We start from the raw sequence: 20,456 nt of genomic DNA, 5'->3' as shown, positions 1-20,456 counted from the left end.
CGCGTCCGTCAGCTGCCCGCGTCCGTCAGCAGCGCACAGTCATCGCCGCACGTTCCCGTCGTCCACGCGACACGAGCAGGGCCAGCCCGCCCATGACGAGGAGCACTGCAGCCGATCCGACCAGCGGCGCGGCCTGCACACCCGTGCGCGGCAGAGGTCCTGCGCCGGAATCGTCTCCGGCCTCGGACTCGTCGGAACCACCAGAGGCCTCGTCGTCCGTCGAATCGCCGTCGTCCGTGGACCCCTCACCTCCGGTGTCGTCACTCGGGGTGGGCGCACCCGGATCCGTGGGCTCGTCGGTCGGGTCCGAGGTGGACGTCGGGTCCTGCGTGGGTGTCGGCTCCGGGGTCGAGGTCGGATCGTCCGTGGGAGTCGGCGCATCCGTCGGCGTGGGCTCCGCGCTGCGGTCGAGAGTGAAGCCGACCGTGAACGGATGCGGCACCTTCTTCGCGTCCATGCTCGCCCCGGAGGAGAACCACCAGGCGCGCATCGCCGGGTCGAGGTAGTCGATGAACTCTGCCGGGTAGGAGTCCGGTGCCACACGGTCGCCGGTGTCGTAGGAGCGTCCCTCGAAGTCGGGCTGGACCGTGATCGCGACGGTCTCGCCCTCCACCGCGATCTGCGCATCCGCGAAGGTCGCCACGACGACACGCTCGTAGCCCTCGCTCGCAGTGTTCGCATCGACCGACCACGCGACGTCGAAGCTCAGCTCACCCGTGCCGTCCTGACCGATGTCGAGGCGGGGGTTGCCCAGCGCCGTGATGACGTCCGGGGCGAGCCCCTCGTAGTGGCGGATGCGGAACCCGTCCGCCCACGCGACGGAGGCCCGCTGCGTGTCCTCGTCGAACCAGCCGGTGCCGTTCGCGAACTCGAACTCGTGCTCGTCCTTCGTCACAACGCCCAGCGGCTCCGTGGTCCAGGCCCGCATGTACTCGTTGAGTGACCAGCGCAGAGCCGGATCCTGGGCTGCGACGGCACCGGCCGGAGCCACTGCCGGCTGGGCGGCCTCGGGTCCATCCCACGCGTCGGCGGCGTCCTCGGCGTCCTCGTCCGAGCCGTCCTGACCCGGCGCCTCCGGAAGCTCAGTGACGATGGGCGTCGCACCGCTGCGCTCGACCACGCTGGCTCGTCCCGAGTAGGGGTGCGTGACGAAGACGGAGCCCCCTGCCTCCGTGACGGCAAGCGCCCAGAGATCCGCATTCGCCGTGCCGGTCCCGTCCGTCACGCCCTGCTGGGTGAAGTCGAGCGACTGCGACACGTCCCACGTCTCCGGACTGATGACGACCAGGGAGTTGTCGAAGCCTGCAGAGGAGATCACCTCATGCGTCGCAGGATTCACCGCCATGTCGTACACCCTCTCCCCCGTGCTGATGGGCGAGCCCAGGTGCTTCCCTGTAGCCGGATCAATGACGACGACCCGGTCGTCCACCCAGTCGTCGGCCAGACGGGGAGAGACGGACACATAGAGATGCCCCAGGTCCTGATCCATCGCGAGCTCGGAGGGGCGCCCGCCCAGCTGCTCGTCGCCCACCGTGAAGTTCGTGATCGGGATGGCCAGCGAGTCGACCCAGCGGTCCGCCAGGGTGGAGTAGCCGGTGATGACGCCCTTGCGGCCCTCGGCGATCCACAGCATGTGCTGAGCCTCGTCGTAGACGACGTCCCTGAGGAGCGGATACGCCTCCTGGGACACCGCGATCGGGTCCGACACCGTGCCCTCGACCGGGTCCACGGCGGTGAGCGTCGCTCCGTCATTCACATAGAGGAGGCCGCTCGAGGTGTCCTCGACCATGCCGGAGGCATGGTCCGCCACCCCGCTGATGACCTTCGTCGTCTCACCGGATCGCGGATCGACGACCGCAAGGCTGCCCGTGCCGTAGTCCAGCACGTAGAGGGACGAGCCGTCCGCGCTCGTGAGGACGTACTCCGGCTCCGCCTGCCCGAGCGCGAAGGATGAGTCACTCACGCTGTTGTCGCCGGTGTCGATCCACTCGAGGCTGCCGGGCTCTCCCACACCCGGGGTCACGGGCACATAGGCGCGCTCGCGCATCTCATCGAGTGCGATGTCGCGCGAGACGTCACCGACATCGAGGGTGTCGGACACGGAGTAGGGCGCGGATGCGTCTGCGTGCGCCGGCACGACGATCAGCCCGGTTCCGACGACGAGCGCAGCCGCGCTCAGCCCAGTGACAGCCCGTCTGAGGGCAGGAAGGGATAAGGACATGTGAGAGCTCTCCTTGGGGCTCGTCCAGCCCGGTCGACACCGGACGACGAGCGAGAAGTGAATGAGGTGTGCCTTAGTGAGGCAACCCTATGATAAAGCAGGGGACTCTCAGGAAGCAACTCTCCGGTGCACGTGACCTCGTCGTGCAGAGCGCTCACCCCGCCGTGGGCTCCTCCACCGCATCGACCGCACCGCCGAACCGACGGTCACGCCGCGCATATTCGAGGATCGCGTCCCACAGCGTGCGCCGGTCGACATCCGGCCACAGCACGTCCTGGAACACCATCTCCGCATACGCCGACTGCCACAGCAGGAAGTTCGACGTCCGCTGCTCCCCCGAGGACCGCAGGAACAGGTCGACGTCCGGGACTTGCGGGTTGTAGAGCCTGGCCGCGATCGACTTCTCCGAGAGCCTCTGCGGCGAGAGCCGCCCGTCGACCGCGTCCTGCGCGATCTCCCGCATCGCGTCCACCAGCTCCGACCGCCCGCCGTAGTTGACGCAGAACTGCAGGGTGAGACCCGTGTTGTCCTTCGTCATCTCCTGCGCGTCCTCGAGCTCCCGGATGACCGACTTCCACAGCCGCCCGGCCCGCCCGGACCACACGATCCGCACACCCAGCCGGTGGAGCTCGTCGCGCCGCCTGCGGATGACGTCCCGGTTGAAGCCCATGAGGAACGACACCTCCGCCGGGGACCGCTTCCAGTTCTCCGTCGAGAACGCATACGCGCTCAGGTACTCCACGCCCACCTCGATGGCCCCGTGGATGACGTCCAGAAGCGACGCCTCGCCCGCCTTGTGCCCCTCCGTGCGCGGCAGTCCCCGCTCGTTCGCCCAGCGCCCGTTGCCGTCCATGACGACCGCAACGTGCCGCGGCACGAACCGCGCATCGATCTGCGGCGGGCGCGCACCGGACGGGTGCGGCGGTGGGGCGGGGTGGCTCATGAGCGCTCCAGGACGGTGAGGGAGCGCACGCGGCGCTCCAGGTGCCAGTGGACATAGGACGTGACGAGACGGGAGGCATCTGCCGCAGCGTGGTCCGGGATGAGGCTCGCAGCTCTCCAGTCGCCCGCCAGCAGCGCGGCCAGGTGCTCGACTGCTGCGGTCGAGGTGAGCGAGGTCCCCTGCGGTCGGCAGTCCGTGCAGACCGTTCCGCCCATCGAGGCGGAGAACCCGCGGTGGGGGCCCGGCATCCCGCACTGCGCGCAGTCGACGAGACTGGGCGCCCAGCCCGCCAGGCTCATCGCCCGCAGCAGGTAGGCGTCCAGGCTCTGCCGCGGGGGGTGCTCCCGGTTGCACAGCGAGCGGATCGCGGACAGCAGCAGGAGGAAGTGGCCCCGGGTCCGCGGCTCGTCCTCCGTCAGCTTCTGCGCGATCTCCGCCATGACGGATGCCGCCGCGTACGCGTCGTAGTCGGCCATGATGCCGCGGGCGAAGGGCTCCTTGAGCTCCACCTGCGTGATGATGTCCAGCGACCGTCCCACGTGCGCCTGCACGTCGACGAACATGAAGGGCTCCAGACGCGAGCCGATGCGCGACTTCGTCCGCCGGATCCCCTTCGCGACCGCCCGGACCAGGCCGTGCTCGCGGGTCAGCAGCACGACGATGCGGTCCGCCTCCCCCAGCCGGTGTCCGCCCAGCACGAGCGCCTCGTCACGGTAGTTCCTCACCGGCCGATTGTCTCACCTGCGCCGCCGGGAATCGCGGAGGCGCACCCCGCAGACCGCCGAGGCCGGGGTCACCGTCCGTGCGGAGGGTGACCCCGGCCTCGGCGGGGGTGGCCCGCGGGGATCAGCGGGCGGCGCGGTTGACCGCGGAGATGATCGCCTTGAGCGTCGCCTTCGTGATGTTGGGGTGCAGACCGGCGCCCCAGAGCACACGGTCGCCCACGGCCAGCTCGACGTAGGCGGCGGCCTTCGTGTCCGCACCCGTGCCCACGGCGTGCTCGCTGTAGTCCTGCAGCCGGATGTCGACCTCGAAGTTGTCGTTCAGGATCGTCACGAGCGCATCGACAGGCCCGTTGCCGCGGCCCTCGTAGACGCGCTCCTGGCCGTCGACGCGCAGGAACGCCTCGATCCGCTCCGCCAGGCGGCCCGAGCCCTCGTCCGCCTCCTCGACGGACTCCGTGCGGAGGCTCACCAGCTCGAACCGGCCCCAGCCGTCCTCCTCCGCGGACGACGGCAGGTACTCGTCCTCGAAGATGCCCCAGATCTCGCGGGCGCTGACCTCACCGCCGGCCTCCGTGCGGGACTGGACCACCTTCGAGAACTCGACCTGCATGCGACGCGGCAGGTCCAGGCCGTACTCGCTCTTGATGAGGTAGCTGACGCCGCCCTTGCCGGACTGCGAGTTCACGCGGATGACCGCCTCGTACGTGCGTCCCAGGTCCTTGGGGTCGACCGGGAGGTAGGGCATGTCCCACTCCATCTGGTCGACGGGGACGCCCGCCTCGAACGCCTTCGCCTCGCGCTGGGCGAACGCCTTGTTGATCGCGTCCTGGTGCGAGCCGGAGAACGACGTGAAGACGAGGTCGCCGCCGTACGGGTGGCGTTCGTGCACGCCGATCTGGTTGCAGTGCTCGACGGTGTGGATGACCTCGTCGATGTCGGAGAAGTCCAGCTCCGGGTCGATGCCCTGGCTGTAGAGGTTCATCGCGACCGTCACGAGATCCAGGTTGCCGGTGCGCTCGCCATTGCCGAACAGGCAGCCCTCGACGCGATCGGCCCCGGCCATGAGACCCAGTTCCGCCGCCGCGACTCCAGTGCCGCGGTCGTTGTGCGGGTGCAGGCTCACCGCGACGTCCTCGCGGTACGGCATCTGCCGGATGAACCACTCGATCTGGTCCGCATACGTGTTGGGGGTGCCGCGCTCCACGGTGGCGGGCAGGTTCACGACGGTCTCACGACCGGCGACCGGCTGCCAGAGGTCCAGGACGGAGCCGACGATGTCGACGGCGAAGTCCGGCTCCGTGTCGACGAAGATCTCCGGCGAGTACTGGTAGCCGAAGTCCGCGTCACCCAGCATCGACTCCGCGTGCTTCATGACGGCCTGTGTGCCGCGCAGAGCGATGTCGCGGGTCTGGTCGAAGCCCTCGCCGTCGAAGCCGAAGACGACCTTGCGGAACACGGGGGCGGTCGCGTTGTAGAGGTGGACGGTCGACATCGCCGCGCCCTGCAGGCTCTCAACCGTGCGCTCGATGAGGTCCTCGCGCGCCTGCGTCAGGACGCTGATGCGGACGCCGTCGGGGATCGCGTCCTCCTCGATGATCTGGCGGACGAAGTCGAAGTCCGGCTGGCTGGCCGCCGGGAACCCGACCTCGATCTCCTTGAAGCCGAGCTTCACCAGAAGATCGAACATCCGTCGCTTGCGCTCCGGGGTCATCGGATCGATGAGGGCCTGATTGCCGTCGCGCAGATCGGTGCTCAGCCAGCGGGGCGCCTTCGTCAGCCGCTGATCGGGCCATGTGCGGTCCCGCATGTCGAGCTGGATCCGGTCGTAGAACGACTTGTACTTGCTGAACGGCATCGGGCTGGGCTTCGGCAGATTCGCCATTGCTGCTCTCCTTGTCATGCTGGTGCAGAGGAAGGGGCCGACGTGCGCGTCGGACACCGCGGCGAGGATACGGCCCTGTGAGTCAGGCCTCGCCGCGGCGGATAAGGAGGAGCAGTCCCCAGTTCATGCAGTCACCCTATGCGCCTTCGCGTGCCGCGTGCATGTCGGCGTCCGCATGATGGACGTCACTCCGCCTGGTCGAATGTCGCGTCCGCCCGTGCCACGGAGAACGCTGCGCCGGTCTCGTCCGATCTGCACGAGACACCGGTCTCCTCCGACGAGCAGGTCATCCCGTGTGCCGTGATCGTCTGTCCGTACTCCAAGGGCTCAGCGTCCGCGGGGAACTCCGCGGGTGTGCAGGAGAACCCTGCACCGTCGCGGTTCGCCACGACGATCGAGCCCCATTCCGCCATCTCGCAGCTGTCCGGCGCGGCGGGGGGTGAGTAGTCGAAGCTCTTCACCACGCAGCGAGCGCGCTCCGCATCGATGGTGCACCCGATGTTGCCCGACGGGGTGGCGAACGATTCGGTGTCTGCCCCCGGCGCCGCGGTCCCGTCGTCCGATTCGTCGACGAGGCCGCCTTCTCCCGTGGAGTCGTCCGTCGCCGGAGGCGGCGGTGCGGCCTGCTGCGACTGTCCGCCGTCCCGCGTCACGGCATCGACGAGGATCCAGCCCCCGATCCCCACGACGATAAGCGCGGACAGCACGACGAACGCGATCGCGAGCACCGGCATGCGGCGCTTGCGCCGCACCGGCTCGGCTTGCCCTGCTGCCGCGTAGCCGCCGCCCGCGGCAGGCGGGGGCGCAGTGGGCTTGGCGGGCGGTGCGGGGTGCCCGCTCTGCACCGCGTACCCCGCAGCCGCGGGGTATCCCGCAGGGGCGGTGGACGGAGCGGCGTGGGGCGGAGCCGTCTGCGGCGCTGCGGGAGCAGCGTGGGGCTGCGCAGCGTGCGGCGCTGTCGGAGGGGCGTCGGGTGCTGACGGCGCCGGATGCGACGGGACGTGCGCGGCGAACACCCCCGGCGGAGCCTGTTCCTGTGCCCGCGCATCGTCCGCCGCACCCGCAGGCGGTGCCTGGACCGCGTCGCCGCTGCCCTCGCGCGGGCCGTCCAGCGCTTCGATCCGCGAGGAGGCCGCCAACTGGCGCAGGTCCTCCATCGACATCATCTGGGTGGACTCGCCGTCATCCTCCGCGGCACGACGCCGAGCCTCCGCCACATCGCCGGGGCTCAGAGCCTGCGTGTCCGCATCCTCTGCGGGAGGAACCTGTTGGCCGCGGTCAGCACTGCGGTGGCCGCCGGCATTCGCCTGACCGGCATCTGCTCGCCCTGCAGCGGCGCGCGACTGATCGATGAAGATCTGCGTCGTGAGCGACGGATCCTCAGGCGCGTGGGGCTGACGGCGCGGCGGTGGGTGCTGCGGCGGAGGTGGAACAGACATAGTGACGACATCCTACGACGGCGAACCTCCATGAACGCTCAGACGGAGCGTCAGCCGTGACTCACGCCTCACCGGGTGGAAGACTGGGCATATGCACGGATTCCGCACTGCCGGCACGCTCCGCAGGTCACCCCGCCCTGCGCCGGTGGTGACCCTCGCCCTCGTCAGTGCATGCGCCGCAGCGATCCTCGCCGTGCCCACCACCGCTCCGGCGGTGCACGCGGCACCCGCAGGAGTCGGCGCCGACTCCCGCACGTTCCCCGCTCCCGCGCAGCGTGCGGCGGTCCACTTCGACGCACCGCTCCAGCGAGCTCCGGACCTCCTCGACGCGTCCGCGGACGACGTGTCCCACGGGTCGTCTCCTGCACCGACCGACGACGCATCCGCGGATGCCGTGTCCACGGTCGACGCGCTCACAGACCCAGCGACCGGACTGGGGCCGGAGACGGCCGCGCAGGTACCGGACGACTCGACGCAGGTCCTCATCGCCTCGGGCGCGGACGACGATTCCACCGAGACCCGGCTGTCGCTCTGGGAACGGGCTGACGACGTCTGGACCCGGACCGCGACGATGGCCGGGCACAACGGCGGCAGCGGATGGCGGGAGGACCGCCGCGAGGGCGACAGGACCTCCCCCGCCGGCGTCTTCAGCCTCAGTGACGCGGGCGGCTACCTGGCCGACCCCGGATCGCTCCTGCCGTATCACCGCGACGAGGGCCTGCGCAGCGGCGCGGAGGCCGTGTACGGCGACGGTTACGCGACCGTCTTCGACTACGTGATCGCGATCGACTACAACCGGAAGACCGGGGTCGCACCCACGGAGAACACCCGGCCCATGGGCTGGGACGCGGGTGGGAAGATCTGGCTCCACGTCGAGCACGGGAACCCCACGCGCGGCTGCATCGCACTCCCGGAGGAGGATATGGAGTTCCTCCTCACCACCCTCGACCCCGACAGATCGCCCCACATCACGATGGGGAGTGAGGAGTACCTCGCACAGTGAATCAGCCCATGAATCACCCCATCGAGCTCTCACAGCTGCACCCCGACCACCGGCCGCTGCCCGCGACCGCTGACGAGGCCGACCTCGTCCGGCTCTACCTCGACCGGAGCGATGCGCCGCGGGGCGCCCTCCACGACGCGGACTCCGCGCGCCCCTGGGTCCGCGCCAACATGGTCTCCACGGTCGACGGCGCCGTCACCGGAGCGGATGACCGGTCGGGCTCCATCTCCTCGCCGGCGGACAAGCGGGTCTTCTCCGTCCTGCGCTCGCTCGCCGACGCCGTCATCGTGGGTGCGGGCACCGCCCGCGCCGAACGGTACACACGACTGCACGCGAAGACGCGGCACGCCGACCAGCGCGGCGACCGGGGGCAGGACGCCGCGCCGCTGCTCGTCCTCGTGTCCCGGTCCGGGCAGGTGGATCTGGACAGGCTCGACGAAGCGGGCAGCGGCGGAGTCGTCCTGCATGCGTCGCGTGAGCAGTGCGGCCCTGCTCGCCGTGCCGAGCTCGTCGAACAGCTGGGCGAGGACTCGGTGGTCCTCCACGACGCTGCGGTGGAACCCCGTGCCGTGATCGACGATCTGCGCCGGCGGGGCTGTCGCGAGGTCGTGCACGAAGGCGGTCCGGCGCTGCTGGGGACGTGGATAGAGAAGGGCGCCGTGGACGAGCTCTGCCTCACGACGTCTCCCCTGCTCGCCGGAGTCCCCGACCCCCAGTCACCCCGTGGTCTGCTCGACGGCCGGTCCGGGGACGTCCCCGTCCCGCTGTCGCTGCTGAGCCTGGTCACGGACGGCTCCGCACTCATCCAGCGCTGGGGACTGCCGACGTAGACGTCGGCGCCTGCTCTGCCCCCACGGGAGACTCTCCAGCCGCCTCAGTCGGCAGTGCGCACGAGCTGCTCCAGGGGCAGTGCGGCGGCATCATCGGCCGGGCGCGACAGGAACAGGTCGCAGTGGTACCAGCCGTCCTCCTCCAGACCCCGGGTGTCCAGACCCAGGGCGCGCACCGTGCGCACGGCGGTGTCCTGCTCCTCCTGCGAGTCGAACCGGCGCTGCCGGAACGTGGTGCCGGACAGCTTCTCGGTCACCATTCCGTGGCCTGCCAGCGTTTCGGCGATCGAGTCGTAGGGATACATGCGCAGCACGAAAGCGGCGATCCACGGCTTGCGTCCGTCCGGCAGGGCACTCACCAGGCGGTCGAAGGTGCGCTCCGTGACATAGCCGACCCCGCCGGTGATGGTGAACAGGCTGACATCACGCAGGCCGGCGACGAGTTCTGCCGAGGGCTCGTCCTCCTCCAGGTTCTCCACCCAGCCGTCCGTGTGCAGACCGACCTGGGTCGTGTAGGCGACGGCTTCGGCTGACACGTCCAGACCGAGCACCTCGGGGGCCTCGGGCAAGCGGTGCTCGGAGTAGAACGCATGATCGGCATCGGCCATGGCCTCCGCATCGAGGCCTGACAGAGAGTCATCGGAGTACCGCTCGTAGAGGGCCAGGCGGGTCAGATCCGTGGTGAGCAGTGCGGCGTTGATCCCGTAGGAGCAGCAGATGTCGAGGATCGGACCCTGGTCTGCCGGCGCTGCGGCGAGCTGGGCCCGGCGGACGGCGTTGAACACCGGTCGTGCGTGTTCCGGGACCTGGTATTCCAGAGCGCCGAGCACTCTGTAGTACTCGCGCGGGTCCGGCCGATTGTAGAGGTGAGTGAAATCCGCCTTCGCGTACTCCACCGAACAGTCTGTCGTCATGCATGTCCTCCTTCTCCTGTGTCCTACGCTATAGAAGAAAGTTCAACAAGCAGAACCCAGCGTCGCCGTCACAGATCCAGTTTTGACTCGAGGAAGTTCGCCACGTCGTCCTCCCACCGCTCCGGCTCCACGTTCCACTCCTTCGTGTGGGCGGCGGTGTCATAGGCCGGCATCGTCACCAGGTCGAAGCGGACGCGGGCCAGAGCGTGCGAGGGGCCGGATGGGACGAACTGATCATCGTCGGAGTGGATGAGGAGCACGGGCTTGTCGAGCTCTGCTGCACGCGTCACCCAATCCAGCCGCTCCAGATCGATGGGAGTCTCCAGGCCCGTGATCGACCGCGCCCACGGGCGGGTGATCATGTCGAGCGTGAGGCGCGCGATGGGGGTCGGCAGGTAGTTCAGGCGCGCCTGGTTGTCGAGCACGTCGTGCCAATCGACGACGGGACCGTCCAGCACCAGCCCCACGATGAAGCCGCGATTGCGTCCCCGGGAAGCCGCTTGGAACGCGATCGCACCGCCCATCGACCACCCGAAGACGACGACCTGCCGTGCGCCATGGGCACGCGCATAGTCGATCGCGACATCGACATCGAACCATTCCGTGTCGCCCAGCCCGTAGCGGGAGTGCCCGCCATCGCGCACCTCCGCGTCATTGCGGTAGGACATCGCGATGGAGGGCATCCCGATCGAGTCCAGGACGCGGCCGGCCCTCAGGACTTCAGCCCGGGTCGCGCCGCGGCCGTGGACCAGGATCGCCCAGGTGTCGAGCGGTGCCGGGTCCGCCGTCGGCAGCAGCCACGCCGGCAGCTCACCGACGTCGGACTGCAGGACGATGTCCTCGTAGGGGATGTCCAGCTGCGCCGGATGGGTGAAGACCGTCCCGGTCCACCGGCCCCGGCGAGCCGCTGTGAGGTCACCGGAGATCACCGAGGCGACACGACGAGCGACGGTCCGCGAGACCGGATCGTATTCGAGGATCTCCCCCACCTGAGCGAGACCGCGGCCGCCGTCGAACGTGATCCCGTAGGTGCCGGGGAGGATCGTGTCCTTCGTCGCCGGGAGATGGATGACCAGTTCGTCGTCGAACCCCGACACGTGGAGGATGTCGAGGTCCTCCGGCTGGTTCTCCGGAACGACGATCCGCCGCGCGAAGTAGACCGCGAGACCCGACGAGGCGACGGACACCAGTGCTGCGGCACCGGCGGCCACCCCCGCAGTCGTCACAGCGGCGCGCAGCGCCTTCTCACGCAGTCCGAGATCCCTCGAGGTGTCCTGGCCCATGACCCACGATCCTACCGGCGAAGGCTGAGCGACGGGAGTCCGGCCCACGATCCTTCCGCCCCCGCGAACACAGTGCGAGCGACCGCGCATGCGGAGGTCCCACCAGCGCGGAGGTCCCGCCAGCGCGGAGATCCCACCAGCAGGGAACACCTGGCGACCGCGGGCCGTTACGCTGGTGTGCACCCACGCGGGTGAGCACACCATCCGACAGCACCGACGAAGGACGAGGGACCGGAAGTGGACGACGACACGACGACACCGACCGCTGCGCGCACAGAGGCCGACTGGCGGGAGATCCTCACTCCGGAGGAGTACCACGTGCTGCGCGAGGCCGGGACGGAGAGGCCCTTCTCCGGGGAGTACGAGAACGACCCCACGATCGGCGTCTACGCCTGCCGCGCGTGCGGCGCTGAGCTGTTCCGCTCGGAGACGAAGTTCGACGCTGCCTGTGGCTGGCCCTCGTTCTACGCGCCGCTGGCAGAGGACCGCGTCCGCTACATCAAGGACACGACCATGGGGATGGAGCGGGTGGAGGTCCGCTGCGCGACCTGCGAGTCCCACATGGGCCATGTGTTCGGCGGCGAGGGCTTCGCCACCCCCACTGACCTGCGCTACTGCATGAACTCACTCAGCCTCCGCCTCGTCGCGGACACCGCCGAGTGACGGACCGGCAGTCCGTCAGGCATCCGGTCGTGTCGACCGCTGAAGCCGGTTCCGGCACGCGCACCGTCTCCGCGGACGGCTGGGTCCTCACATCCACGAGCGGGCTCACGCTGCCGGAGCTCTACGGGATCCTCCAGCTGCGCAGCCGGGTGTTCATCATCGAGCAGGAATGCGTGTACCTCGACCTGGACGGCGTCGACCTCCTGCCCGACACCCTGCACCTCTTCCTCCCCGCGGAGGGACCTGTCCTGCGCCCTGCTGAGGACTCCCACGGCGGGGACACCGGTCTGAGCGCGGAGCCCCAGGCCTATGCGCGGATCCTCCCGGACGGATACGAGGACGGCCCCGCCGCGCGTCCCGGGGCGCGCAGCGTGGGCCGAGTCGTCACCTCTCCTGATGCCCGCGGCCGAGGCCTCGGTCGCCTGCTCCTGCAGGAGACAGTTCGCCTGTTCGGCCAGCAGGACCTGACGCTCAACGCGCAGTCTCATCTGGTCGGCTACTACGGTGGCTGCGGCTTCTCCGTGTCCGGACCGGGATTCCTGGAGGACGGCATCCCCCATGTGCCGATGCACCGTCCCGGCTCCCCGGGAGCCTGACGCCTCACCTGCAGGCAGGAGGAGGGCGGGCGGATCACGGATCCGCCCGCCCTCCTCCTGCTCCAGGATCTCCCGGATCAGCGCCAGTCGGAGATGATGTCGACCAGTTCGCGGCGAGGACCCGTGAAGAACGGGATCTCCTCGCGCACGTGCAGTCGGGCCTTCGTGTCGCGGAGGTCCCTCATGAGATCGACGATGCGGTCCAACCGATCCGCTTCGAACGCGAGCACCCATTCGTAGTCGCCCAGTGCGAACGCTGACAGGGTGTTGGCCTTCACATCCTTGTAGCCGGCGGCGGCCATGCCGTGGTCACGCAGCATCTGCGACCGCTCCTCCGGCGGCAGCATGTACCACTCGTACGACCGGACGAACGGATACACGCAGATGTAGTCGCCCGCCACGTCGTCTGTGAGGAGCGCCGGCAGGTGCGCCTTGTTGAACTCCGACGGGCGGTGCACCGCCATGGCCGACCACACCGATTCGAGTGCCGCACCCAGGCGCGACCGGCGCACAGCGGAGTACGCCTTCTGGATGAGCTCCGGAGTGGGCGCGTGCCACCAGAACATGATGTCCGCGTCCGCGCGGAATGCGGACACGTCGTAGATGCCTCGCACGACGAGGCCCTGCTGCTCGAGCGGTGCGAGGGACTCCTTCACCTCGTCCGCGACGGCCGCACGATCCTCATCGCCCAGGTCGTCGGCGATGGCGAAGACCGAGTACGCGATGTAGCGGATCTCCTCGTTCAGCTTCTCGATCTGGTCTGACGTGGGCTGTGTGTATTCGCTCAAGGAATCCTCCGTGTGGTGGGTGGCTGGCTCGTAGTGGGTGGCTGACTCGCTGCGGTCATCAGGACAGGAGGCGGTCGACGGTGCTGCGGGCGCGCCCGATGCAGGCGGGGATGCCGACGCCCTCCAGGTAGCTGCCGGTCACCGCGATGCCCGGCAGGTCAGCGGCTGCGGCATCGATCGATCCGACGAGCTGTGCGTGGCCGGGGCGGTACTGGGGCAGCGCGCGCTCCCATCGCTTGACCTCCGCGTGGACGAGGTCGCCCTCGTAGCCCGTGTGCTCCCGCCACTCCGCGAAGGCGGTGTCGAGGAGTGTCTCGTCGTCCTGCAGGGTCCATGCTTCGTCCCCTCTGCGTCCGATGCTCACCCGGACGACGTGATGGTGCTCCGGAAGCGCGTCCGCCATCCAGGGCCACTTGTTCGAGGAGAAGGTCGAGGCCTTCACGAGTCCGCCTGCGCTGGGCGGGACCAGGAACCCGGAGCCCTCGAGGCCCGCTCCGCTGTCACGCATGACACCGGTGAGGACCGCGGATGTCGCGTAGTCGATCTGCTGGAGCAGCGCGGTGAGCCCGCCTGCTGCGCTGTCACCGGAATCCGGGGATCCGGCCGACAGGACATCGTGTGCGGCCCATGCCGGGAGCGCGACGATGACGGCGTCGAACGCCTCAGCACCGGCGTCAGTGGAGACAACGGGCGCACGGCCCCCTGGGGTCACCGCACGGACGCGCGTGCCCAGCCGCAGGACTGCGCCGCGTGCGCTCAGTGCGTCGGTGAGAGCTGTGACGAGGCCGTTGATCCCGCCTGGCAGCGACAGGAAGACCGGCGGCGGCTCCTGTTCACCGCCGGCTGCCGTGGGTGCCGGCGCACGCCAGCCGGCTCCGGGGATGTCCGCGCCCGAGGTCCGGGTGCGGGCCGCCAGCACCTCCGCCACCGCCTCGCGCACGGACGTGCCTGCGCGAGCCGCCGGGAGGAGAGCCGGCAGCGTCGCCTCGAGGGACAGTTCCCGGCATCGGCCCGCATAGACGCCTCCGATGAGCGGATCGAGCACGCGGTCGACGAGCTCATCGCCCAGTCGCGCCGCGAGGAAGTCGCCGCACGACACGTCGCCCTCGATCGCGGGTGTCAGCACTTCTGCGTGCGCACGGGCGATCCCTTCCTCACTGAGGACGCCCCTGAGTGACTCAGGATCCGCGGGAACACCCATGAGGGTCCCCGCCGGGATGGGCGCAGGACCCCGGGGGGTGATGAGCCGCGAGCCATGGGCGCGGGACGGAAAGACCGGGCTGAGTCCGAGCTCCTCGACCAGTCCGCGGGCCTCCGGACGGCGGTGGAGGGAGGCCTCCGCGCCGTCGTCCGCACCGACCGGCAGGTGCCCACCGAGGTCGGTGCGCGACAGGCAGCCTCCCGCGATCTCCGCCGATTCGAAGACTGTCACGTCCGCGCCCCTCTGCAGAGCGGCGTATGCCGCCGTCAGGCCGGAGACTCCAGCGCCGACGACGGCGATCGACTGCGGCATGCGGATCAGGAGCCCAGGATCTCGGAGGAGATCCTGTGGACCTCCTCGACGATGAGCCCGGGGACGGCGGGGTCGGTGTCGGGCAGAACGCCGTGGCCCAGGTTGAAGACGTGTCCGCCGTCGTGGGCGAGGCCTGCTCGCACGATCTCCTCGACGCGCGGACGGAGCACGTCCCACGGCGCGAACAGCATCGCGGGGTCGAGGTTCCCCTGCAGGGCCAGTCCCTGCGGGACCCGCCGAGACGCGTCCGCGAGGTCGACACGGAAATCGACACCGATGACATCAGTGCCGACCGTTGCCATATCGGGCAGCAGCTCACCCGTCTGCACGCCGAAGTGGAAGGACGGGACGTCATGGTGGGACAGCGAGGAGAAGACGGCTGCGGAGTGCGGGAGGACGAACCGCCGGTAGTCCGCGGCGGACAGGTAGCCGGCCCACGAGTCGAACAGCTGGAACGCCTGTGCGCCGGCAGTCAGCTGGACATCGATGAAGGTGGCGGACATGCGACCGAGCTTCTCGAGGATCGCGGAGAACAGCTCCGGATCCCCCAGCATCATCGCCTTCGTCTTCTCGTGGTTGCGGCTGGGACCGCCCTCGATCAGGTAGCTCGCCACGGTGAAGGGTGCGCCGGCGAATCCGATGAGTGCCGTGTCCGGATGCTTCGCATCGAGCTCTGCACGGACCCGGCCGATCGATTCGGCGATGTCCGAGATGGCGTCCGGCGTCAGGTCCTCGAGTCGTTCGAGGTCTGCACGCGTGCGCACCGGGTGCTCGATGACCGGGCCGGTCCCCGGAACGATCTCCACTGCGACTCCGGCCGCTTCCAGCGGCACGACGATATCGGAGAAGAAGATCGCCGCATCGACGCCGTGCCGGCGGACGGGCTGCAGGGTGATCTCCGAGACGAGATCCGGGGTGCGGCAGGACTCCAGCATGCTCGTGCCGGCGCGCAGCTCACGGTATTCGGGGAGGGACCTCCCCGCCTGCCTCATGAACCACACCGGAGTGCGGCTGACGGACTCTGAGCGAGCGGCGGAGACCAGGGTGTTCTGCATGGGGCCCAGTCTCGCAGACCGCCGCGCCCGACGAGAACACCGCTGTGCCGCGGTACGGCAAATCTCAGCTGGTGGGCGCCCCGTCGTCCGGCAGCCGGTGGAACGCGCGATTGCGGTAGACGAGCGCGTCACCGGGATCACCGCTCCTCACCTCCGTGATCTCCGCCACGACCACGACGGCCTCGCCGAGCTCGACCGTGTGGGTCACGTGGCCGACGAGTGACGCGGATGCGTCTGCCAGCACCGGCGTGCCGTCCGGCAGGTACTCCCACCCCTCAGCAGGGGTGAAGCGCTGGGTGCCGTGCATCGCGAACGTCTGTGCGAGGCCGGCGTGCCGGGCGTTCACGAGGTTCACACTGAGCGCATCCGCGTCCAGCAGCCCCACGGCGGAGCGGCTGGACCGCATCAGTGAGAAGAGGACAGTCGTCGGTGTGACGGACACACTCGCGACGCTCGAGGCGGTCATGCCGACGGGTCCCGCCTCGCCGGATGCCGCGATGATCGCGATCCCACCGGGGTGGTGCCTGAAAGCCGTTCTGAATGCGGCGCTCAGATCCTGGTCGCTCGTCGCGGGTGTCGTCGTGTCCACAGCCGTCATCGCCCTCCGTTCCACCGCTGCGGCGGCCCGCTCACCGGGCCGCATGCGGCTCATGCTCCTCAATGCCCGAATGCATCCGATCTATTCCGGGATGACCACGGCGTGGATCCTCTGTGTCGCACCCCTCAGCCCCTATCGTGGACGACGTGGCATCACCGTCCTCGCTCCATCCCGTCCCCCAGTCGTTCTCACGAGTGAAGAATGTGCTCGAGGGAGTCGCCGACGTGCCCCATGTCTCCGTCTCCGCGATCCGGGCACCGTCGAAGCTCGCCCCGTTCGCCACCGCGATCGGCGCTGAGGTCCACGCCGATGCCTCGTTCCAGCGAGTGTCCGGCGAGGAGATCGACGAGCTCGCCACCGGGCGCGTGGTGGTGCTCCACGATCCGGCCGCCCCCGACGAATGGCAGGGGGACTTCCGCATCGTCTCCTACATCCGAGCGGAGCTGGAGCACGACATGGGCAACGAGGCCCTGCTGGGCGCCGTCGCCTGGTCCTGGCTGACGGATGCCCTCGAATCGCACGACTGCGACGTGCGTGCCGCCGGCGGCACGACGACGCGGGTGCTCTCCGAGAGCTTCGGCACCCTCGCCGCGCGGCCGTCCACGATCGACCTCGAGCTGCGCGCTTCGTGGACTCCCGTCCTCGATGAGCCCGAGGACATCACAGACCACTTCGACGCATGGGTGGACCTGCTCACGACGATCGCCGGACTGCCCCCGCTGCCCGCCGGCGTCACTGCTCTCCCCGGGCGGCGCCGGTGAGCTCAGGAAGCACGGATGAGACGCTGCCCCTGCTCAGTGCGCCGGTCGACGGGGTCCCCGACGTCATCGACACGGCAGCCGGTCTCGACGAGGCCGCGCGCTCGCTCGCCGCGGGGACCGGATCAGTCGCCGTCGACGCGGAGAGGGCCTCGGGGTACCGGTACGGTCAGCGGGCGTTCCTCGTCCAGCTCCGACGCGAGGGTGCGGGCACGATCCTCATCGACCCCGAACCGTTCCCAGACCTCCGTGCACTCGACGACGTGCTCCGCGGCACCGAGTGGGTCCTGCACGCCTCGACCCAAGACCTCCCCTGCCTCGCTGATCTCGATATGAAGCCGGACGCTCTGTTCGACACAGAGGTCGCGGCCCGCTTCCTGGGGTTCGAGCGCTTCGGGCTCGCCGCTGTCGTCGGCGAGACGGTCGGCGTGCGGCTCGCGAAGGAGCACTCCGCCGTCGACTGGTCCACCCGACCGCTGCCGGAGTCATGGCTGGCGTACGCCGCGCTCGACGTCGAGGTGCTCCTCGACGTCGCCAACGATCTGGACGCCCGTCTGCACGCGACGGGACTGGCCGAATACGCACAGCAGGAGTTCGAGCACCTCCTCGACTTCACGCCGACCGTCCACGACGAGCCGTGGCGCCGCCTCAACGGCCTCGGATCCCTCAAGGTGCCCCGTCAGCTCGGCCGTGCCCGTGAGCTGTGGACATCCCGCGAGGCGATCGCCCGTGACGGCGACACGGCCCCCAGCCGCATCCTGCGCGACCGCGAGATCGTCGCACTCTCATCCGCCCGGGTCCGCACCGCCGACGATGTGTTCCGCACACTGGGCACCGGTCGCCTCACACGACGGCACGCACAGCGGTGGGCCGACGCGCTGATGCGGGCGGATTCACTGCCCGAGCAGGATCTCCCCCGCCGGCACAGGGCCACTGCGCCGGGTCGGAGGATGGACCGCGCACTCGTCAAGGAGCGCACGGATGCGCTGAAGACCGGGATGAGGGACCTGTCTGAGACCACGGGCATCCCCCACGACCTGCTGCTGCAGCCGGCGCTCGTGCGCAGCGCCGCAGCACTGCCCGATCCGGGCGACCCGGACGCTCTCGAGGAGTTCCTCGTCGACGCCGGAGCCCGGCAGTGGCAGCGGGAGCTGTCTCTGCCGGTGCTGGTCGACGCGGCTCGCTCTGTGAGGGGCTGAACGGACCCGCCTCACCGGGCCCGGGCCGGCGTCACTGGCACTTCGAACTTCACGTGCCGCGGGCCGGGCTCACTGGCCCCGTGGCAGCCTCGCGAGGATCTGCTCGGTCATCGCGTCGACCGTGAGCCCCGCGTATTCGAGGATCTCGTCGCGCGTGCCCTGGGGAAGGAACCCGTCGGGCACGCCCAGCTCGACGACGCCTACCGTCGAGTCGTCCGCGCGCAGCTCCTGCCGCAGACGCGAGCCGACTCCTCCCGTGCGGATCCCGTCCTCGATGACCGCGGCCAAGCGGTGCGACTGTGCCATGCCCTGCACGGATTCCGGGACGGGCAGCGCCCACCGCGGATCGACGACCGTCGCTCCGATGCCCGCGTCGGCGAGTCGCCGGCGCACGGCCAGCGCACGGTCCGCCAGCGCGCCCACGGACACGATGAGCACGTCCGGGGACAGGCCCTCCGGGACCTCCGCGAGCACATCCGCCCCATCGTCGGTGCGGCGCAGATGCGAGATCTCCGTGCCGACCTTGCCGCGTGAGAAGCGGACCACGGTCGGAGCGTCGTCGACCGCGACCGCCTCTCCGAGCTCCTCGACGAGGCGCTCCGCATCACGCGGCGCTGCGAGGCGGAGGCCCGGCACGGCCTGCAGCAGGGCCATGTCCCAGATGCCGTGGTGGCTCGCCCCGTCCGGCCCCGTCACTCCGGCCCGGTCGAGGACGAACGTCACGCCCTGACGATGCAGGGCGACGTCCATGAGGAGCTGGTCGTATGCCCGGTTCATGAACGTCGCGTAGAGGCAGACGACCGGGTGCAGTCCTCCGTAGGACAATCCGGCGGCAGAGGCGACCGCGTGCTGCTCCGCGATGCCCACGTCGAACACGCGCTCGGGGAACTCGTCGCGGAAGCGGGTGAGCCCCACCGGATCGAGCATGGCCGCGGTGATCGCGACGATGTCCTCGCGATCCCTGGCGAGCTCCGTGATCGCGTCGCCGAATGCGCTGGTCCAGGACCGTCCGGTGCTCGGCTTCGACTTCCCGGTGATCGGGTCGATCACGCCCACCGCGTGGAACTGGTCGACCTCGTCCTCGATCGCGGGGCCGTAGCCGTATCCCTTCCGTGTGACGGTGTGCACGACGACCGGACCGCTCTCGAAGTCCTTCGCGAGCTGCAGTGCCCGTTCGACGGCCTCCTGGTCGTGGCCGTCGACCGGCCCGATGTACTTGAGCCCCAGCTCGTCGAAGATCCCCGTGTGGTCGTCGGCCGTCATATCGCGCAGTCCGCGCTTCATCCCCCGCATGGCGGTGTACGCCGCTCGGCCGGGGGGCCCGGACTGCTGCAGCCGCTCCTTGCCCCACGAGAGCAGCTTCTCGTAGCTGTTCGACGCGCGCAGCTCATCGAGGTGCGCCGCCATGCCGCCGACGGTGGGCGCGTAGGAGCGTCCGTTGTCGTTGATGACGATGACGAGCTTGCGCGGTGGACGGGAATCATCCGCCGCGATGGTGTTGAGCGCCTCCCACGCGACTCCGCCGGTCAGGGCCCCGTCGCCGATCACGGCGACCACCCAGCGGTCGTCCTCGCCGCGCAGCTGATGCGCCTTGGCGATCCCGTCCGCCCAGGACAGCGAGGTCGAGGCGTGCGAGTTCTCGACGACGTCGTGCTCGCTCTCGTCCCGCGAGGGGTATCCCGACAGCCCGCCGCGCTGGCGCAGCGTCGCGAAGCGATCGCGACGACCCGTCACGTACTTGTGGACGTAGGACTGGTGTCCCACGTCCAGGAGGATCGTGTCCGCCGGGCTCTCGAACACGCGATGGAGTGCGAAGGTGAGCTCGACGACTCCCAGATTGGGGCCCAGGTGGCCGCCGGTGCGCGAGACCGTCGCGACGAGGTCCTCACGGACCTCCTTGGCGTACACCTCGCATTCGGCGAGGGACAGGGCCCGCAGGTCTGCGGGTGAGGAGACGGACTCCAGGAAAGTCATCGGGGGGCGACTCCTAACGGGAGGGCGAACGACGTTCCATCCTAACGCCTGCAGAGGATGCCGGGGCCCATC

Annotated in this window: 18 protein-coding genes; 6 read left to right on the top strand and 12 right to left on the bottom strand. The window is 69.6% G+C overall.

Annotation, left to right across the window (positions count from 1 at the left end; all coding sequences use genetic code 11):
• Positions 1–25: 25 nt before the first annotated feature.
• From BSP109_RS02965 to BSP109_RS02945, 5 genes are all read right to left on the bottom strand, one after another.
• Positions 26–2,221: an HtaA domain-containing protein gene (locus tag BSP109_RS02965; protein ID WP_101599324.1), complete on the bottom strand. Its 2,196-nt coding sequence runs from the start codon at positions 2,219–2,221 to the stop codon at positions 26–28.
• 154 nt (positions 2,222–2,375) lie between these two features.
• Complete coding sequence (locus BSP109_RS02960) at positions 2,376–3,164, bottom strand: isoprenyl transferase (protein ID WP_101599323.1); 789 nt, start codon at positions 3,162–3,164, stop codon at positions 2,376–2,378.
• Positions 3,161–3,889, bottom strand: a complete 729-nt coding sequence (gene recO, locus BSP109_RS02955) for a DNA repair protein RecO (protein ID WP_101599322.1) — start codon at positions 3,887–3,889, stop codon at positions 3,161–3,163. Before recO ends, BSP109_RS02960 begins: the two co-directional genes overlap by 4 nt.
• Before the next feature lie 121 nt (positions 3,890–4,010).
• Positions 4,011–5,771 (bottom strand): 2-isopropylmalate synthase, encoded by a 1,761-nt coding sequence (gene leuA / locus BSP109_RS02950; RefSeq protein ID WP_101599321.1) that lies wholly within the window; start codon positions 5,769–5,771, stop codon positions 4,011–4,013.
• A gap of 185 nt (positions 5,772–5,956) precedes the next feature.
• Positions 5,957–7,210, bottom strand: coding sequence for a hypothetical protein (locus BSP109_RS02945; protein WP_101599320.1), 1,254 nt, complete (start codon positions 7,208–7,210; stop codon positions 5,957–5,959).
• A gap of 91 nt (positions 7,211–7,301) precedes the next feature.
• Between BSP109_RS02945 and BSP109_RS02940 the strand changes: the two genes are divergently transcribed.
• Entirely contained in the window at positions 7,302–8,213 is a 912-nt protein-coding gene (locus BSP109_RS02940; RefSeq protein WP_101599319.1) for a L,D-transpeptidase family protein, read from the top strand.
• An 8-nt stretch (positions 8,214–8,221) separates the two neighbouring features.
• On the top strand, positions 8,222–9,043 hold the full coding sequence (locus tag BSP109_RS02935; protein WP_101599318.1) for a dihydrofolate reductase family protein: 822 nt from the start codon (positions 8,222–8,224) through the stop codon (positions 9,041–9,043).
• Between the two features lie 44 nt (positions 9,044–9,087).
• On the opposite strand, the gene BSP109_RS02930 is transcribed toward BSP109_RS02935, so the two are convergent.
• The gene (locus BSP109_RS02930; protein ID WP_101599317.1) at positions 9,088–9,957 is read right to left on the bottom strand and encodes a hypothetical protein; all 870 of its coding nucleotides are present in this window, start codon (positions 9,955–9,957) and stop codon (positions 9,088–9,090) included.
• Positions 9,958–10,025: 68 nt separating this feature from the next.
• Complete coding sequence (locus BSP109_RS02925) at positions 10,026–11,240, bottom strand: S9 family peptidase (RefSeq protein WP_101599316.1); 1,215 nt, start codon at positions 11,238–11,240, stop codon at positions 10,026–10,028.
• A gap of 237 nt (positions 11,241–11,477) precedes the next feature.
• Here BSP109_RS02925 and msrB point away from each other — a divergent pair, with 237 nt between their 5' ends.
• Positions 11,478–11,903 carry a peptide-methionine (R)-S-oxide reductase MsrB gene (msrB, locus tag BSP109_RS02920; protein WP_087006843.1) on the top strand — a complete coding sequence of 142 codons (426 nt, stop codon included), beginning with the start codon at positions 11,478–11,480 and terminating at the stop codon, positions 11,901–11,903.
• Positions 11,900–12,499 (top strand): GNAT family N-acetyltransferase, encoded by a 600-nt coding sequence (locus tag BSP109_RS02915; RefSeq protein ID WP_219618493.1) that lies wholly within the window; start codon positions 11,900–11,902, stop codon positions 12,497–12,499. The genes msrB and BSP109_RS02915 overlap by 4 nt, the downstream gene beginning before the upstream one ends.
• Positions 12,500–12,576: 77 nt before the next feature.
• On the opposite strand, the gene hemQ is transcribed toward BSP109_RS02915, so the two are convergent.
• The 4 genes from hemQ to BSP109_RS02895 all read right to left on the bottom strand — a co-directional run bounded on the left by hemQ (position 12,577) and on the right by BSP109_RS02895 (position 16,507).
• Positions 12,577–13,287 (bottom strand): hydrogen peroxide-dependent heme synthase, encoded by a 711-nt coding sequence (gene hemQ, locus BSP109_RS02910; protein WP_087006845.1) that lies wholly within the window; start codon positions 13,285–13,287, stop codon positions 12,577–12,579.
• Positions 13,288–13,345: 58 nt separating this feature from the next.
• Positions 13,346–14,800 (bottom strand): protoporphyrinogen oxidase, encoded by a 1,455-nt coding sequence (gene hemG, locus BSP109_RS02905; RefSeq protein ID WP_101599315.1) that lies wholly within the window; start codon positions 14,798–14,800, stop codon positions 13,346–13,348.
• 5 nt (positions 14,801–14,805) lie between these two features.
• On the bottom strand, positions 14,806–15,855 hold the full coding sequence (hemE, locus tag BSP109_RS02900) for a uroporphyrinogen decarboxylase (RefSeq protein ID WP_087006849.1): 1,050 nt from the start codon (positions 15,853–15,855) through the stop codon (positions 14,806–14,808).
• Positions 15,856–15,919: 64 nt separating this feature from the next.
• Positions 15,920–16,507: a flavin reductase family protein gene (locus BSP109_RS02895; protein WP_087006851.1), complete on the bottom strand. Its 588-nt coding sequence runs from the start codon at positions 16,505–16,507 to the stop codon at positions 15,920–15,922.
• 92 nt (positions 16,508–16,599) lie between these two features.
• On the opposite strand from BSP109_RS02895, the gene BSP109_RS02890 reads away from it, so the two are divergent.
• Together BSP109_RS02890 and BSP109_RS02885 are read left to right on the top strand one after the other, a co-directional pair.
• The gene (locus tag BSP109_RS02890) at positions 16,600–17,214 is read left to right on the top strand and encodes a DUF3000 domain-containing protein (RefSeq protein WP_087007047.1); all 615 of its coding nucleotides are present in this window, start codon (positions 16,600–16,602) and stop codon (positions 17,212–17,214) included.
• Positions 17,211–18,410, top strand: coding sequence for an HRDC domain-containing protein (locus BSP109_RS02885; protein WP_257944525.1), 1,200 nt, complete (start codon positions 17,211–17,213; stop codon positions 18,408–18,410). Before BSP109_RS02890 ends, BSP109_RS02885 begins: the two co-directional genes overlap by 4 nt.
• Before the next feature lie 69 nt (positions 18,411–18,479).
• On the opposite strand, the gene dxs is transcribed toward BSP109_RS02885, so the two are convergent.
• Positions 18,480–20,384, bottom strand: coding sequence for a 1-deoxy-D-xylulose-5-phosphate synthase (dxs, locus tag BSP109_RS02880; RefSeq protein ID WP_101599313.1), 1,905 nt, complete (start codon positions 20,382–20,384; stop codon positions 18,480–18,482).
• Positions 20,385–20,456: the final 72 nt, after the last annotated feature.

This window comes from Brevibacterium sp. Mu109, assembly GCF_900169375.1.
Lineage (GTDB): Bacteria > Actinomycetota > Actinomycetes > Actinomycetales > Brevibacteriaceae > Brevibacterium > Brevibacterium yomogidense_A.
The sequence above is the reverse complement of the archived record's forward strand: the minus strand, read 5'-3'. Positions and strand labels throughout refer to the sequence as shown.

What these genes read in the sequence shown, in the direction of transcription:
- BSP109_RS02930 (WP_101599317.1), bottom strand. Translation starts at nt 9,957, where the DNA reads ATGACGACAGACTGTTCGGTGGAGTACGCGAAGGCGGATTTCACTCAC.
- hemG (WP_101599315.1), bottom strand. Translation starts at nt 14,800, where the DNA reads ATGCCGCAGTCGATCGCCGTCGTCGGCGCTGGAGTCTCCGGCCTGACG.
- BSP109_RS02935 (WP_101599318.1), top strand. Translation starts at nt 8,222, where the DNA reads ATGAATCACCCCATCGAGCTCTCACAGCTGCACCCCGACCACCGGCCG.
- dxs (WP_101599313.1), bottom strand. Translation starts at nt 20,384, where the DNA reads ATGACTTTCCTGGAGTCCGTCTCCTCACCCGCAGACCTGCGGGCCCTG.
- BSP109_RS02940 (WP_101599319.1), top strand. Translation starts at nt 7,302, where the DNA reads ATGCACGGATTCCGCACTGCCGGCACGCTCCGCAGGTCACCCCGCCCT.
- leuA (WP_101599321.1), bottom strand. Translation starts at nt 5,771, where the DNA reads ATGGCGAATCTGCCGAAGCCCAGCCCGATGCCGTTCAGCAAGTACAAG.
- BSP109_RS02960 (WP_101599323.1), bottom strand. Translation starts at nt 3,164, where the DNA reads ATGAGCCACCCCGCCCCACCGCCGCACCCGTCCGGTGCGCGCCCGCCG.
- hemE (WP_087006849.1), bottom strand. Translation starts at nt 15,855, where the DNA reads ATGCAGAACACCCTGGTCTCCGCCGCTCGCTCAGAGTCCGTCAGCCGC.
- BSP109_RS02925 (WP_101599316.1), bottom strand. Translation starts at nt 11,240, where the DNA reads ATGGGCCAGGACACCTCGAGGGATCTCGGACTGCGTGAGAAGGCGCTG.
- BSP109_RS02895 (WP_087006851.1), bottom strand. Translation starts at nt 16,507, where the DNA reads ATGAGCCGCATGCGGCCCGGTGAGCGGGCCGCCGCAGCGGTGGAACGG.
- BSP109_RS02945 (WP_101599320.1), bottom strand. Translation starts at nt 7,210, where the DNA reads ATGTCTGTTCCACCTCCGCCGCAGCACCCACCGCCGCGCCGTCAGCCC.
- BSP109_RS02965 (WP_101599324.1), bottom strand. Translation starts at nt 2,221, where the DNA reads ATGTCCTTATCCCTTCCTGCCCTCAGACGGGCTGTCACTGGGCTGAGC.